The sequence below is a fragment of the Luteolibacter flavescens genome (assembly GCF_025950085.1).
GTDB classification, from domain to species: Bacteria; Verrucomicrobiota; Verrucomicrobiia; order Verrucomicrobiales; family Akkermansiaceae; genus Haloferula; species Haloferula flavescens.
On record NZ_JAPDDS010000004.1, the window covers coordinates 171,827 to 186,604 of the forward strand.

14 protein-coding genes are annotated in these 14,778 nt (G+C 65.2%); 8 read left to right on the forward strand and 6 right to left on the reverse strand.

The window, feature by feature from the left end; translation table 11 throughout:
* Positions 1-169: 169 nt before the first annotated feature.
* Both OKA04_RS08705 and OKA04_RS08710 read left to right on the forward strand, forming a co-directional pair.
* Complete coding sequence (locus OKA04_RS08705) at positions 170-1,009, forward strand: TIGR02452 family protein (RefSeq protein WP_264500760.1); 840 nt, start codon at positions 170-172, stop codon at positions 1,007-1,009.
* A gap of 209 nt (positions 1,010-1,218) precedes the next feature.
* Entirely contained in the window at positions 1,219-1,494 is a 276-nt protein-coding gene (locus tag OKA04_RS08710; protein WP_264500761.1) for a hypothetical protein, read from the forward strand.
* 90 nt (positions 1,495-1,584) lie between these two features.
* Here the strand turns inward: OKA04_RS08710 and OKA04_RS08715 are convergent, their stop codons facing one another.
* The 5 genes from OKA04_RS08715 to OKA04_RS08735 form a co-directional block, all read right to left on the reverse strand.
* Positions 1,585-3,636 carry a TonB-dependent receptor gene (locus tag OKA04_RS08715; RefSeq protein WP_264500762.1) on the reverse strand — a complete coding sequence of 684 codons (2,052 nt, stop codon included), beginning with the start codon at positions 3,634-3,636 and terminating at the stop codon, positions 1,585-1,587.
* Between the two features lie 63 nt (positions 3,637-3,699).
* Complete coding sequence (locus OKA04_RS08720; protein ID WP_264500763.1) at positions 3,700-4,557, reverse strand: ABC transporter ATP-binding protein; 858 nt, start codon at positions 4,555-4,557, stop codon at positions 3,700-3,702.
* Between the two features lie 597 nt (positions 4,558-5,154).
* Complete coding sequence (locus tag OKA04_RS08725) at positions 5,155-6,081, reverse strand: ABC transporter ATP-binding protein (RefSeq protein WP_264500764.1); 927 nt, start codon at positions 6,079-6,081, stop codon at positions 5,155-5,157.
* A gap of 38 nt (positions 6,082-6,119) precedes the next feature.
* Positions 6,120-7,004, reverse strand: a complete 885-nt coding sequence (gene ntrB, locus OKA04_RS08730) for a nitrate ABC transporter permease (protein WP_264500765.1) — start codon at positions 7,002-7,004, stop codon at positions 6,120-6,122.
* An 84-nt stretch (positions 7,005-7,088) separates the two neighbouring features.
* Positions 7,089-8,375, reverse strand: a complete 1,287-nt coding sequence (locus OKA04_RS08735) for a CmpA/NrtA family ABC transporter substrate-binding protein (protein WP_264500766.1) — start codon at positions 8,373-8,375, stop codon at positions 7,089-7,091.
* A 251-nt stretch (positions 8,376-8,626) separates the two neighbouring features.
* Between OKA04_RS08735 and OKA04_RS08740 the strand changes: the two genes are divergently transcribed.
* Both OKA04_RS08740 and OKA04_RS08745 read left to right on the forward strand, forming a co-directional pair.
* Positions 8,627-9,190, forward strand: coding sequence for a TetR/AcrR family transcriptional regulator (locus OKA04_RS08740; RefSeq protein WP_264500767.1), 564 nt, complete (start codon positions 8,627-8,629; stop codon positions 9,188-9,190).
* Positions 9,187-10,353: an MFS transporter gene (locus OKA04_RS08745; RefSeq protein ID WP_264500768.1), complete on the forward strand. Its 1,167-nt coding sequence runs from the start codon at positions 9,187-9,189 to the stop codon at positions 10,351-10,353. Before OKA04_RS08740 ends, OKA04_RS08745 begins: the two co-directional genes overlap by 4 nt.
* 16 nt (positions 10,354-10,369) lie before the next feature.
* Here the strand turns inward: OKA04_RS08745 and OKA04_RS08750 are convergent, their stop codons facing one another.
* Complete coding sequence (locus tag OKA04_RS08750) at positions 10,370-11,410, reverse strand: CmpA/NrtA family ABC transporter substrate-binding protein (protein WP_264500769.1); 1,041 nt, start codon at positions 11,408-11,410, stop codon at positions 10,370-10,372.
* A 91-nt stretch (positions 11,411-11,501) separates the two neighbouring features.
* On the opposite strand from OKA04_RS08750, the gene OKA04_RS08755 reads away from it, so the two are divergent.
* The 4 genes from OKA04_RS08755 (at position 11,502) to OKA04_RS08770 (ending at position 14,777) form a co-directional block, all read left to right on the forward strand.
* Positions 11,502-12,425 (forward strand): LysR family transcriptional regulator, encoded by a 924-nt coding sequence (locus tag OKA04_RS08755; RefSeq protein ID WP_264500770.1) that lies wholly within the window; start codon positions 11,502-11,504, stop codon positions 12,423-12,425.
* An 85-nt stretch (positions 12,426-12,510) separates the two neighbouring features.
* Entirely contained in the window at positions 12,511-13,455 is a 945-nt protein-coding gene (locus OKA04_RS08760) for a GNAT family N-acetyltransferase (protein ID WP_264500771.1), read from the forward strand.
* Between the two features lie 6 nt (positions 13,456-13,461).
* The gene (locus OKA04_RS08765; RefSeq protein ID WP_264500772.1) at positions 13,462-14,247 is read left to right on the forward strand and encodes a pyridoxal phosphate-dependent aminotransferase; all 786 of its coding nucleotides are present in this window, start codon (positions 13,462-13,464) and stop codon (positions 14,245-14,247) included.
* Positions 14,235-14,777 (forward strand): phospholipase D-like domain-containing protein, encoded by a 543-nt coding sequence (locus OKA04_RS08770; RefSeq protein ID WP_264500773.1) that lies wholly within the window; start codon positions 14,235-14,237, stop codon positions 14,775-14,777. Before OKA04_RS08765 ends, OKA04_RS08770 begins: the two co-directional genes overlap by 13 nt.
* The last annotated feature ends 1 nt before the right edge of the window (position 14,778 follow it).

A 14,778-nucleotide genomic window follows, 5' to 3' on the forward strand; every position in this document is an offset into this window, starting at 1 on the left:
TTTCGATATGGAATAGCTGTCATTACCACATGGTGAGGTTGTCATGTGCGCTGGGGCGGTTGGCAGGGTGCCTGGTCTGCCTGTCCCAAGCTTGGGACGGAGGTTGAAATGCAGGAATGTCGCGATTGTTCGTGATGGGTGATCAGGCTATCTTGTAGATTCCAAGTGCATGAGGTTGCAGTTGAAGGCGAAGGCGGAGGAGGTTCTCCAGATTGTGGAAAACGGTGGCTACAGGAATCGGGCCGGCGAGTGGGTGGATATCCGTGAGGCGGTGGACCATGCTGTCGCCGGGACGCGCCTGTACAGGCCGGTGGATTCCGTAGGATTGATGGAAAGATCGGGCGATGCCCAGCCAGGAAGTGGCCCCGTGGTCACGGTCACCCCGGAGACCACGCAGATCGCAGCGTCCCGCATGGTGAAGGAGGGAGCCGGTGATCTGGTGCTGCTGAATTTCGCTTCGGCGAGGCACCCGGGAGGGGGCTTCATCAACGGGGCGAAGGCGCAGGAAGAGGACCTGGCTCGCTGCTCCGCGCTCTACCACTGCTTGCTGCCGCAGAAGGAATACTACGATAGGAATAGTAGCCAGCCTTCCATGCTCTACACGGATCACCTGATCTACAGTCCTCAGGTCCCTTGGTTCAGGACCCGGAGCAGGGATGAGCCGGATGAGGTATTCCTCGCCTCGGTCATCACGGCTCCCGCACCGAATGCAAGGCAGGCGCTGCTCCGCGGGGATACCCAGGATCAGATCCGGGTGGCCTTGGAAAGACGCTGCGGCCAGGTGCTTGGCGTAGCCCGGGCTCATGGTCATCGCAACCTGTTGCTCGGGGCGTGGGGTTGTGGAGTCTTTGGCAATGATCCCCGGATGGTGGCGGGAGCATTCAAGGAGTGGATCGATGGGCCGACTTTCGCAGGTGCTTTCGACCAGGTGGTTTTCGCCGTGTTTGACGGCACGGAAGATCAGGGGACGCTCAGGGCGTTCGAGGAGACATTTCGAGATCGGACGTAATGACGCGACTGATGGATCTTTGGTCCTCATACACCGTCCATGATTGGCCGCGCACCTGGCGAGATGCGGAAGGAATGGAGTTCGACTGGTTTGCTCTCGATCAAACCGGTCAGCTCGGGATCTTTTCCTCGGCCGGATCGGGCCCTGTTCCCGCGGCGGTTTTCGGCGCGGGGGTGGTTCCCTACAATGCCCTTCAGGAATGGCTGTCCATGAGCCGTCCGGGAGGTGCGAAACTGGTCTTCAAGGGCGATGGAAACTACCGCGACTGGCAGGCTTTTGCGAGCCGGGGCCTGTATGCCTTCGATTTCCACGATGTTCATCGTAGTTCGACGGACAAGCGGCAGGGATACGATCTGATCTATCGCCCGGAGCAGCCGATCATGGCGGGGGACTTGCCCGAGAATGTGAGGACCGCACTGATGGTTTTGCCGGTCGTCTTTGGCGAAGGAAATCTGGTTTCCGCATCGCTGCTCGGTCCGGAATGAAACAGCGTCGTGCGAGCAAGTGCCGCCACCACGCAAAAAGAGGGACCGTGAAGTCCCCCTTTCGCGAATGGTTGTTAGAATGACGGGGCCTTACCAATAGTAGGTCACCGAGGCTCGGATGGTGCGGGGTTCGGCGGGGTGGAGGTGGACGTCGTCGATGCCCGCGGCGGGTTCGCCGGGGAGGCGGGAGGTGTAGAAGTACTCGATGTCGTTGTCCTCGCGATCGAGCAGGTTCAGCACGTCGATGGCGAAGTCCCAGTTCTCCAAGCGATAGCCCGCGCGGAGATTCACCTGCAGGGAGTCCTCGGACTCTACGCCCTTGTTCGCGGTCAGCGGGCGCTCCGAGAAGTAGCGCAGGCGCAGCGCCCCGTAGGGACCGAGTGCCTCGCCGAGAGTCATCCCGCTGGAGATGACGAAGGGTACCTGATTCTCCACCCACGGACCGGCGGAGGTATCGGTGTAGCGGCCCTGGGAAAGCGCGACCTCCGCATCGAGCGTGAACCAGTCATTCGGACGCCAGTAGCCGGCGAGCTCGATGCCGTAGCGGTCCGTCGAGGGGCCGGCCTCCACATTCCCCGCGTCGCCGACGTAGAGCAGCTCGGACTCGCTGTAGAGATACCAGAGCGCGGCGGTGGTGGTGAAGCAGTCGCCCCACTGGTGGCGCACGCCCAGCTCCGTGCCCCAGGTGCGGACGAGCGGATCGACGGGCGCGACCGGGGTGACGCCGTCATTCGGATCGATGCGGGTGAAAAGCCCGCGCGCGTCATTGCTGTGGAAGCCGCCGCCGAGATTCAGGTAGTACTCGGTATTGTCCCACGGGCCGAAGATGAGGTTCAGCTTTGGCACGGCAATGGCGTCCCACTCGTTGCCGCTGTTTGCCGCGGTGTCGCTGTCCACGTCGAAGTGGAAGGCATCCGCACGCACGCCGGCCTCGGTGCGGAACCAGTCGTTCCACTTCGTCTTCGTCGCGGCGAAGACGGAGTAGCTGCCGGTGAAGACATCGTCCGTGCGGATCGGATTCACGTCCGCACGGGCGCGGGTGCGGGCAAGCTCCAGGTCCCAGATCACGTCATTCCGCGTCTGGAAGCCGAGGGTGTAATCCGTCTCCGCGCCGAAGAGGCTGCGCTTCTCCAAGGTCGCCGAGACTTCGCCGCCGAAGAAGACGCGCTGGTCGGATTGGCGGAATTGGTCGCCATTCACCGCATCGTCGAGGAAGTAGGTGAAGTTCGAGTAGAGATCGAGATCGTAGTAGCCGACGTAGGCATTGCCACGCCAGCGGGTGTCGCCGTCGAGGCGGCCCCAGTTCATGGAAAGCGAGTAGCGCTGGGACTGCCCGCCATTCGTGGGATCGATGAAGCCGTAGCGGTCGAGCTGACCTGTTAGGATGGCGCGCTCCGGGATCTGGTCGCTGGACGTCCACTCGGCTTGGTAGCCGAGCAGCGTGAAGTCGAGGAAGTTGTCCTCGTCGCCGGTGTGCCAGCGCAGCATGCCATTGAAGCGGTGCGCGTCTTCCTCCAGCACCCACGGGCCATTGTAGTAAGTGGCCTCGCCGCCATAGGTGAGCGTGCCGATGCCTGCCTTCACCGAGTCGCCGATGACGAAGCGGAAGTAGTCGTCCTCCCCGTAGGCGACGCTCGCGAAGCCGCGCTCGAGCGACTTCACCAGCGAGAACTCCGCCGCGCCCGCCGTGGTCAGGTCGCCCATGCGGGCATCGAAGGGGCCCTTTTCGTAATCGAGCCGGCCGACGAGCTCGGGGATGAGGAAATTCATGTCCGCGTAGCCCTGGCCGTGGCCGTGCGCGCGGTAGTTCGCCGGCATGCCATCGACGAAGATGCCGAAGTCCGTGCCGTGGTCTAGATTGTAGCCGCGGACGAAATACTGGTTCGCCTTCCCGCCGCCCGCGTGCTGGGTGACGATCATGCCGGGTACCACCTCCAGCAGCTCGCCGCGGCGGAGGTACGGGCGTTCCAGTAGTTCCTCGCGGTCCGACTGGCCCTTCGAGGCGGAGTCGGCCTCGCCGAGCAGGTTTTCCGCCTCGCCGGTCACGACCAGCGGCTCCAGGGCATCCTGGGCGGACGAGGTGGCGGTGAGCAGCGCGAGGGCCGCCAGCGAGTGGCGGAGTGGGGTACGGGAGAGGATCACGCCGCTGAAACGAGATCCGTGCGGAAATCCCACGGAATTTTTTCCGGGGAGAATCCCGCCGTCTCAGGCGGTCGGTGCGGTCGCCCCGGCGGGGATCTTGTGCTCGGGCGCGGCGATCATTTCCGGCTCCGGGGAGACGATGCGGCTGGGGCGGATGTGGGAGCGCTCGTTGAGGAAGGTCAGCAGATGATTGCGGATCTCCGGGTAGCGGGGATCGGCGAGGACGGCGGCGCGGTCGCGCGGACGCTCGAAGGGGATGGTGAGGATGTCGCCGACCTCCGCCTCGGGGCCATCGGTCATCATCACCACGCGGTCGGAGAGGAAGATCGCCTCGTCCACGTCGTGGGTCACCATCAGGGTGGTGAGCTTGTTGCGTCGCCACAGTTCCAGCAGCACTTCCTGGAGTTCCATCTTGGTCAGGGCGTCGAGCATGCCGAAGGGCTCGTCTAAAAGGAGCATCTTCGGCTGGAGGGCGAAGGCGCGGGCGATGCCGACGCGCTGGCGCATGCCCTGGGACAGCTCGCCAGGATACTTGTGCATCGAGCCGCCGAGGCCGACGACGGTGAGGTAGTACTCCGCGAGTTCCCGGCGCTCGGCCTTCGGCGCGGTGAAGTATACCTGATCCACGCCGAGCATCACGTTCTCAAAGGCGGTCATCCACGGCAGCAGGCAGGGGGACTGGAAGACCACACCGCGATCCGGCCCGGCCTCGGTGGTCTCGCGCCCGGAGAGGATCATCGCGCCATCCGTCACCGGGGTGAGACCCGCGACCATGGAGAGCACGGTGGATTTCCCGCAGCCGGAGTGGCCGATGAGCGTGACGAATTCCCCGGGCGCGATGTTGAGGTTGAACTCCTTGACGATGGTGGACTTCCCGTAGGCTTTCGAGAGCTTGAAGAGTTCGAGGACAGGGGCGGACATGGGAAAGAAGATGGTGGAGGTCGGAGGTCGGAGGTCGGAGGTCGGAGGACGGAGGTCAGAGGTCAGAGGTCAGAGGTCAGAAATCGGAAATCGGAAATCGGAAATCGGGCACGGTCAGATGGGGCGGCGGGGCTTGGTGATCGGGTTCTTCAGGGCCAACGGCCCGACCATTCCTCAGCCCGGGCCAACGGCCCGGGTATGGATACGGAGATGATGGCGGCCTGAAGGGCCGCGATATGGGTTGGGAGGTTCATCGGTGACGAAGTGCGATGGGGTCGGTGGATTGTTTGGGGGCGTGTTAGGTGAGGTGGTAGTTTCCCCTATCGCTGCCCTTCAGGCCGCGGATCGTGCGGGGCTGTTTACCCGGGCCGGTGGCCCGGGCTGAGGGATGGCCGGGCCTTTGGCCCTGAGAGGTCGGATGGGGATAGCAGATAGCAGATAGCAGATGGCAGATAGCAGATGGCAGATGGCAGATGGCAGATGGCAGATGGCAGATGGCAGATGGCAGATGGCAGATGGCAGATGGCAGATTTGAGATTGGCGGCTTGTGGCTGGCCCCTGACGGCTGACGGCTGGAAGCCGCGGCCACTTTTGCGATCATGCTTCGACCTGGAGTTCCTCGCGCTGGAGCTGGGAACGACGGCGGGGTGCAGGCTTGTTGAAGAAGGAGAAGTTGCGCGGTTTGCCCAGGTCCTCCGGGAGGATGTCCGGGGCGGCCAGCTTCCGGGTGACGTGCGGGGTGCTGTCCTTCTTCGCGCCGAGCAGCGTGTCCACCAGGCGCAGCTTCAGGTCCTTGAACTCCGGTGTTCCTAGTAGTTGCTTGCGGTCGCGCGGGCGGGCGAGGTCCACGGTGATTTCCCTGCCCAGCGTGGCACCCTCGCGCCCGGGCAGCAGGGGGATGACTCGGTCGGCCACGAGCAGCGCCTCGTCCGGGTCATTGGTGATCCAGATCACGGTCGTGCGGTTCTTCTGCCAGATGTCCGCGATCTCGTCCTGCAGGGTGGCGCGGGTGAGGGCATCGAGCGCGGAGAGCGGTTCATCCAGCAGCAGGATGCGCGGGTTCGCCGCCAGCGTGCGGGCGACGGAGACCCGCTGGCGCATGCCGCCGGAGAGCTCGCGCGGCAGCTTCCCCGCTGCGTGCGAGAGCTTCACCATGTCGATGTATTCCGCGGCCCGCTCGGCGCGTTCCTTCTCCGTCATCTGCGGGAAGATCTGGTCGATGGCGAGGCGGACGTTTCCGGTCACGGTCAGCCACGGCAGGAGCGAGTAGTTCTGGAAGACGATGCCGCGTTCCGGTCCCGGGCCCCGGATGTCGGCACCGTCCATCTTCACGGACCCGCTGTCCGGCTTCAGTAGTCCGGCCACCAGATTGATGAGCGTGCTCTTGCCGGTGCCGGAGTAGCCGATGATGGAGACGAAGTCGCCCTCCTCCACGGTGAGGTCCAGGTCGCGCAAGACGGTGGCCCGCTCGTGACCGCGGCCGAAGCCCTTCGATGCGCCGCTGATTTCCAGGATGGGTGGCATGGTTGTGGGGTGCTTGGGGGATGCTCGTGGTGGTCTCCTCAGGCGGTGCGGAAGCGGCCCTCGACGAGGCTCATCAGGCGGTCCAGCACGTAGCCGATCACGCCGATGGTCAGGATAGAGAGGATGATGTGGGCGAAGCTGTTCGCATTGTACTGCTGCCACAGGAAGCCACCGACGCCGGGCTTTCCGATCAGCATCTCCACCGCGACAATGACCAGCCACGCGATGCCGAGCGACAGGCGGAAGCCGGTGAACATGTAGGGCAGCGCCGAGGGGATCAGCACCTTGAAGAGCGTCTTGGTCCGCGAGAGCTTCAGCACCTTCGCCACATTCAGGTAGTCCTGTGGCACGGCGCGCACGCCCACGGCGGTATTCAGCACCGTGGGCCACATGGCGCAGATGGCGATGGTAAAAAGCGCCGCCGCATCCGAGGTTCCGAAGCTCACGCGGCCATCCGCATCCAGCACCTTCAGCCCGCTGAAGAGCACCATGCCGAGCGGCAGCCAGGCGAGCGGCGAGACCGGGCGGAGGATCTGGATGATGGGGTCGAAGGCCTTCGTGAAATTCTTCGACAGGCCGAGCAGGAAGCCGATGGGCGTGCCGACGAGCAGCGCGATGAAATAGCCCTGCGCCACCAGTTTCAGCGACAGCCAGGCAAAGCGGAGGATGCCCTGGTCCAGTTCGCCGCGCTTCGCCAGCGGCTCGACGATGTAGGGTTTGCTGGCGCTCCATGTCTCGGCAGGCGAGGGGAGATTCTTCGAGATGCCGTGGCGCTCGACCTTTGTCACCGGGTCGCCCCAATCGTCCACGGTGGTCGTGGTGGTGGCCTTGCCGGAGATGATGGCCCAGCCACCGACGCAGAGCAGGATGCCGACGAGCGGTAGCAGGAAGACATCGAGCTTGAGGGATTGGAAAAATTTCATGGTAACGTGGAAGTGGGAAAGAATGCCCGCGGGCGTCCGGGAAGGTCCGCCCGCGGGGAACCGAATCTCTATCCAGTAAAGTGATCAGCCCTTCAGGGTCTTCACGGCGAAGGAGGCGACGTAGGCTTCCATGTCGCCCTTCGGGTCGAATTTCGATCCATCGAAGAAGCTCTCCGCCGCGTCCGAGAGGCCGTCGTGGGTGTAGCCGATTTCCTTCATCGCGGACTCATAGAGGTCCGTGCGCATCACCTGCTTCGCGATGCCCTCGTAGTCCGGCGCGCCATTCGTGAAGCCCCAGCGGCGGAGCTGGGTGAGCCACCACTTCGCATACTTCGGCTGCGGGAAGTTGCAGTTGCGGCTGCTGAAGATCATGTAGTCCGGGTCGCGGAATTTCCGGCCGTCGCCCATGTCGTACTTGCCCTGCAGGCGCTGGAGGATGGCCTCGGGCGGACAGTTGATGTAGGTGGGAGCGCTGACGATCTTCGCCTGCTCGGGGCGGTTTTCCATCACGTCGAGCCACACGCTCGCCTCGTGCAGCGCCTTGAGGACGGCCTTCACCGTCTTCGGGTTCTTCTCCGCGAATTCCTCGGTGAAGGCGCAGACCTTCTCGGGGTGGTCCTTCCAGATCGCCTGGGTATTGATGGCGGTGAAGCCGATGCCCTCGGCGACAGCCCGGCCATTCCACGGCTCGCCGACACAGAAGCCATCCATCTTTCCCACCTGCATGTTTGCCACCATCTGCGGCGGCGGGATGGTGATGAGCGAGATGTCCGCACCGGCGCCGCCCGCGTCACCGGGATTGATGCCGCCCGCGGCGAGCCAGTAGCGCAGCCACATGGCGTGGGTGCCGGGCGGGAAGGTCATGGCGAAGCTCATGGGATGGCCGTCGGCCTTCGCTGCATCCACCAGCTGCTTCAGCGCCTTCGGGGCCGCGCCCACCTTGCCCTTCAGCGAGGTGGCGAGGCTGATCGACTGGCCGTTGCGGTTGAGGATCCACGGCACCACCATCGGCACCTTTGGCGCGCCGCCGAGACCCATGGTGGAGGCGATGGGCATGCCGAGCAGCATGTGCGTGGCCTGGATGTCGCCATTGGCCAGCGAGTCGCGGATGGCGGCCCAGCTCGCGCCCTTGGTGACGGTGGAGTTGATGCCGTACTTTTTGAAGAGCCCCTTCTCGTGGGCGATCACGATGGGCGAGCAGTCGGTCAGCGCGATGATGCCGAAATTGACGTTCGCGGTCTCCGGAGCATCGGAGGCGGCCTGCGCCCCCACCCATCCGGCGGGCAGTCCGGAAGCGAGCAAGCCGAGGGCGGTGGTCTTGGCGGAGCGACCGAGGAAGTCGCGGCGGGAGAGGGTTTGGCGGTCGTTCATGGTGGCGAGGATCAACCCATGGAAAAGCTACCGCCGCGCCATCGTGCCAACGTGAGGAGAAGTTCCATGCGGGGAAATCACATGGGGCGCTTGAAGCTCCTTCATAGTCGGGCTGTCGAAATTCGTGAAATTCATCACGTTCATTGAATTGAATGCGGAGTGCGAATGATTGCGACAGGATGGCCCGATTTCGGCCGGATCGCGGATCAGGCCTTGACGGGTTGGTTGTTTAGGAACACTTGTTCCTAACGATGAGCCCAGCGAACGAGCGACAGCGCCGGCACGATCCCGGGAGGCGGGACCGGATCGTCGAGACGGCGATGGCAGTCATCGTTCGCGATGGCCTGTCCGGGCTGAGTCACCGGAAAGTGGCCGCGGCGGCGGACGTGCCACTGGGCTCGATCACGTATCAATTCGCGAGCCTCGACGAACTGGCGGAGGAGGCGTTCGCGCGCTACGTGGCGCGGTGCTCGGATCACTTCGAGCAGGCGCTGGCAGCATCCCGGTCCGCCGACGAGCTGCCGCGAATCCTGGCCGCGGAGGTAGGCGTCTATCTCGCATCCGGCGACCAGCTCATCCTGGCCTACGAGCTCTATCTCGGCTCCGTGCGGAATCCCGCGCTGCGAAAGCTGATGAACCGCTGGCTGCGGAATACCCGCGGCTCGCTGTCCCGTTATCTGGACGAGGCCACGGCGCGGATCGTGGACGGCCTGATCGAGGGCCTGCTGCTGCACACGCTGCTGGAGGACGAGCCGATGCAGCCCGCCGAACTGGAGTCCGCCTTCCGCAGGCTTCTTGGAAAGTCACCCGCATGAACCACGCCGCACCTGCTCCCGGGGACGGGGCACCCCTGCTGAAATCCACGACCAAGCTGGCGACCCGGCTGTCCTTCCTCATCCCCGGCATCGGCATCGCCTGCTGGGCGCCGCTGGTGCCATTCGCGAAGAAGCAGATCGGGCTTGATGAGGCGTCGCTGGGCTTCCTGCTGCTCTTCCTGGGGATGGGCTCGGTGATGGCCATGCCAATGGCCGGCGGGCTCGCGGCGAAGGTGGGCAGCCGCCGCGTGATCGCGGTCGGATCGGTGGGCGTCGCGCTGGTGCTGCCCATGCTCGCTCTCGCGTCTGCACAGTGGGAATTGGCGACTGCGTTGTTCTTCTTCGGCGCCTCGCTGGGCGCGGTGGATGTCGCGGCGAATATCCACGGGATCGAGGTCGAGCAGCGCGAGGGCCGGCCGATGATGTCGAATTTCCACGGCTTCTATAGCTTCGGTGGCCTGGCGGGATCGGCGCTGATGACGGCGCTGCTCACCGCGGGCGTGCGTCCTTTCGCTGCCACCATCGGAGTGTCGGTGCTGCTGATGGTGGCGCTGGGTGTGGCGGTGCCGTCGCTGCTGCGCACCAGGTCTTCGAATGATGCGCCGTTCTTCGTGCGGCCGCGCGGGATCGTCCTGCTGATCGGCGTGCTGATCTTCATCGTCTTCCTCATCGAGGGCGCGCTGCTGGATTGGAGCGCGGTCATCCTGGAGGAAAGCCGCGGCGTGGAGGAGGCGCGCGCCGGCATCGGCTTCGTGCTCTTCTCGCTGGCGATGGCCGTCACGCGCTTCGCCGGTGACGGGGTCATCGCGCGCTTCGGCGGGAGGAAGGTGCTGCTCGGTGGATCGCTGCTCGCCTCCGCGGGACTCGCGCTGGTGGTGGCTGCGCCGTGGACATGGTTGGCCATCGGGGGCTTCCTCGTCATCGGCTTCGGCGCGGCCACGCTGGTGCCGGTGCTCTTCAGCGCGGCAGGCCGGCAGAAGGTCATGCCGGTGGACCTCGCGATCTCCGCGATCAGCATCATGGGCTACACCGGCATCCTCGCTGGACCGGCAGCCATCGGCTTCATCGCGAAGCAGGTCAGCCTGCCCGGTGCCTTCTCTCTGCTGGCCGCGATGGTGCTGGTGGTCGCGTTCTTCTCGCGGATCGGCGAGCGCCCGGCATGAGCGGGAGAAGGGTGGATCACGCCGGGAGCAGGATCTTCTCCGACGCGCGGAAAAGGTCCTGCCGGTAGAGGCGGGTGAGCGGGGCTGCGGTGGTCTCCGGGAGGAGGCCCGCGCCGCGCATGCCGGAGAGGAACCACGAGGCCTTGTCGGCCGTGGGGCAATTCAGGTCGCCGCCGTAGAAGAGGTGGAAATCCGAGGCGTCCACATTCCCGCGGCCGGAGTCGAAGACCGGGCCGAGGCTGTTCCGCAGCGTGGCGGGCGAGCACCCGGTATAGGCGGGCTTGGCGAGGATGGTGATGAGCTCGTTCCGGAAGCCGGGATCCTGGCACATGCGGCAAGCGTGGAGCAGCGCGGCCCCGAGGGCGACGCATTCCTCGCGGCTGTCCCCGGCGAATTCCCCGGTGACCAGCAGCACCTTCTCCGGGTGGCCGGTCGCGAGTTCCGCGGAGGTGGCGGGGCACCAGCCCTGGCCGCCGAGGATGCTCTCGGAATTCCACGGCTCGCCGACGCAGTAGCCATCGATGTGACCGGCAGCGAGATTCCGCGGCATCAGCGGCGGCGGCAGGAAGACGATCTCCGCATCCCGGCCCGGCTGCACGCCGTGGCGACGCAGCCAGGCGTGGAGGAGCAGGTGATGCGAGGAAAAGCGATGCGCCGCGGCGAGCGTGAAGGGGCGATTCTTTTTCCAGCGGTGGGAAAGATGCGCGGCGAGGCCTTCGCCCCGGCGGATGGACTCCGGCGGCAGCTCGCGGGAGAGCGTGATGGCATTGCCATGGGCGCTGAGGACGAGCGGCACGGCGATCTCCCGGCGCATCTTGTTCAGTCCGAGCGCGAGGTAGAAGGCGAGCCCGGCGATCGACTGCGCGGCATCCAGCTCGCCATAGGAAAGCATGTCCCTCACGGTGGCCCAGCCCGGTTGTCGGGAGAGCTTCACATTCAGCCCGTAGCTTTTGAAAAGCCCCAGCTCGTGCGCGACCGCGACCGGGGCGCAATCATTCAGCGGCACGAAGCCGAGGCGGATGGGAGAACGGGACTCGACGACGATTGGACTCACCATGAGGAAATGTGCGTAGCGGAAAGGGTGCCAACCCTTCGGCCTTGGCATGTCCCCTGCTTTCTTGGCGCGGAATTTTTGATGAGACTGGCTCATGACTGAACTCCTTCCTGATCTGCGGCAGCTGCGCGCCTTCGTGTCCGTGGCGGATGAGGGGAGCTTCACGCTCGCCGCGAAGAAGCTGTTCCTCACGCAGTCGGCCATCAGCCACTCGATGAAGGCACTGGAGGACAGCCTCGGCTGCCGCCTGCTGGAGCGTCTGGGAAAGAAGACCGTGCTGACCGAGGAGGGCGAGGTCTTCCTGCGCCGCTGCCGCCGCGTGCTCGGTGAACTCGAGGACGCGGGCCGCGAGCTGGACGGGCTGAAGCGCTGGGGTCAGGGCCGCATCCGCATCGGCGCGCCGCATTCGCTCTGCCAATTCCTGCTGCCGACCGTGCTGCGCGAGTTCCGCGATTGCTTCCCGCGCTGCGAGCCGACCATCGAGGCGGACGATACCGTGAAGCTGCTGGAGAAGATGGCCGAGCACGATCTGGACATCGTCATCGGCATGCGGCCGCGCATCGGCACCACGGAATCCTTCCGTCCGCTTTTCCGCGATCATCTCACCTTCGTCGTGCCGCCCGTGCATCCGTGGGCAGAGACGGGCCGCGCGGATCCGGAGGATCTGGGCAAGGTCCAGTTCATCACCTACGCCCGTGGCACCGAAACCCACCGGCTGGTGGAGGAGCATTTCGACAAGCTCGGCGTGCGCCTGCGCCCTCCTCTGGTGCTCGGCGACATGGAGGCCATCAAGGGCATGGCAAAGATCGGCCTTGGCGTCGGACTCGTCGCGCCATGGGTGGCGAAGCGCGAATTCGACGATGGATCGCTGGTGCGCATCCCGGTGTCCGGCGAGCCGATCGAGCGCGAGTGGGGGATCTTCCACAAGTCGGACCGCTCGCTGAGCCTGATCGAGGAAACCTTCGCGGGCATCGCGGAGATCGTCGGCGGGGAATTGAGCGAGCCGACGATTGTCTGACCCGCCGGCGTCCATCGGCGCGGGCGATGAACTACGTCGGAATATCGATGCCCCCCGGTGACACGCGGCGGGCATCATGCGCTGCATGCCGGACCATCGATTCGTCATTGCCGAGGCCGACGGGAAGACCCGCGGGCAGATTCATCGGGCGAGGCACCGCGTGTATGCCCTCGAGCTGGGCCAGCACCCGCCGAATGCGGAGGAGCGGCTGACCGATGCGCTCGATGCGGTGAACCGCTACTTCGCCGCGACCTGCGGGGATGAGCTGGCGGGCTTCGTCAGCGTGACGCCGCCGGGCGAGGCGGGCTATTCCATCGACAAGTATTTCCGCCGGGATGAGCTGCCCTTCGAGGTGGGGGATGATGTCTTCGAGATCCGCCTGCTGACGGTGATGCCCGGTCACCGCCGGTCGGATCTCGCCGGGGCGCTGATGGTTGCGGCATTCCGCTGGATCGAGGCTCGCGGTGGCAGGCGCGTCGTGGCCATCGGCCGTCGTGAGGTGAAGGGTATGTATCTGAAATCTGGCCTGAGCGATACCGGTCTGACCGTGCAGGCGGGGGCGGTCACCTACGACCTGCTGCATGCCGGGGTGGGGGAGATCCGCGCGGCACTCAATGGGATGGCAGGCCTCGTCAGCCGGATCGAGACCGGCATGGACTGGCGCATGCAGGTGCCGCTGCGGAAGCCGGCGACGTGCTTTCATGGCGGGGCGTTCTTCGGAGCGATCGGCGCGGGCTTCACATCGTTGGAAAGGCGGCACGATATCATCAATGCGGACGTGCTCGACGCTTGGTTCTCTCCGGCACCGGCGGTGACGGATGCGCTGCGCGATCACCTGCCGTGGCTGATGCGGACCTCGCCTCCCACGGACTGCGAGGGGCTGGTGGTTGCGATTTCCACCGCGCGCGGTATTCCCGCAAGCTGCGTGCTGCCTGGGGCGGGTTCGTCGGATCTGATCTTCCGTGCCTTCCCTCGGTGGCTGGATTCGTGGTCGCATGTGCTGTTGCTCGATCCCACCTATGGCGAATAGGCGCACGTGCTGGAGAAGGTCATCGGCTGCGAGGTCGAGCGCTTTCCTTTGCACAGGAAAGACGGCTACACGATCGATCTCGAGCGCATGATGGAGCGCATCGCGACCGGCCCCGATCTCGTCGTGCTGGTGAATCCGAACAGTCGCACCGGACGCGGGCTGATGGCGCGGGAGGTTTGCATGCTGCTGGAGGCTGCTTCATCGCGGACACGCTTCTGGATCGATGAAACGTACATCGACTACACCGGAGAAAGCGTGGAGCAGATGGTGTCCCGCCACGAAAATCTCATCGTCTGCAAGTCCATGTCGAAGGCTTATGCGCTCAGCGGCATGCGGGTCGCATATCTCTGCGCCGCGCCTCATCATCTGGAGGAGTTGCGGGCCTTCACCCCGCCGTGGGTGGTGGGCCTGCCCTCGCAGGTCGCGGCGGTGAAGGCGCTGGAGCATGCGAACTACTATGAACGTCGTTGGAAGGAGACCGTGCTACTGAGGTCGGCGCTGGCGATTGACTTGGGCGGCATGGGGTGGGAGGTCATCCCGGGCTCCGCGAATTTCCTGCTCGCGCATCTACCCGAGGAAGGACCTTCCGCAGGAGAGGTGGTCGCTGCATGCCGGGGGCGCGGGCTTTTCCTCCGCGATGCCGCGGCGATGGGCGCGAGCCTCGATGACGGGGCGATCCGCGTGGCGGTGAAGGACGCCGCGACGAACCGGAAGATGATCGGGATCCTTTCGGACATCGCGGGATCGACGGCGCGTGCAGCACGCGCTTCACTGGCCCGGTGCGCGAGCTGATCCTGAACGAGGAAATCCACACCCGGGTGATCCGGGAGCTGGTGCCGCAGGCGCGGCGCTTCCTGTGGATCGTGACGGCGGATATCAAGGACATGCACGTCGCGCGCGGCAGGCGGTCCGTGCCCTTCCTCCAGGTGCTCGCGGAGCTGGTGGAGGAGGGCGTGGCGGTGCGGCTGATCCATGCAAAGGAGCCCGGCCCGCGCTTCCGCGAGGACTTCGACCGCTACCCCGTGCTGGTGGAGAGCGATCTCTTCGAGCGGGTGCTCTGCCCGCGCGTCCACACGAAGGCGGTGATCGCGGACGGCAAGCGCGCCTTCATCGGCTCGCCGAACCTGACCGGCGCGGGCATGGGCGCGAAGCACGCGGACAAGCGGAACTTCGAGGCGGGCTTCCTGACCGACGAGCGCGAGGATCTCGAAAAGCTGGTCGGCTGGGTGGACGAGCTTTTCCTCGGCGACTTCTGCGCGAAGTGCCGCCTCCGCGACAAGTGCCCGGACCCGCTCGACGGCGATCAGGAGCAAGCCGGGTGAT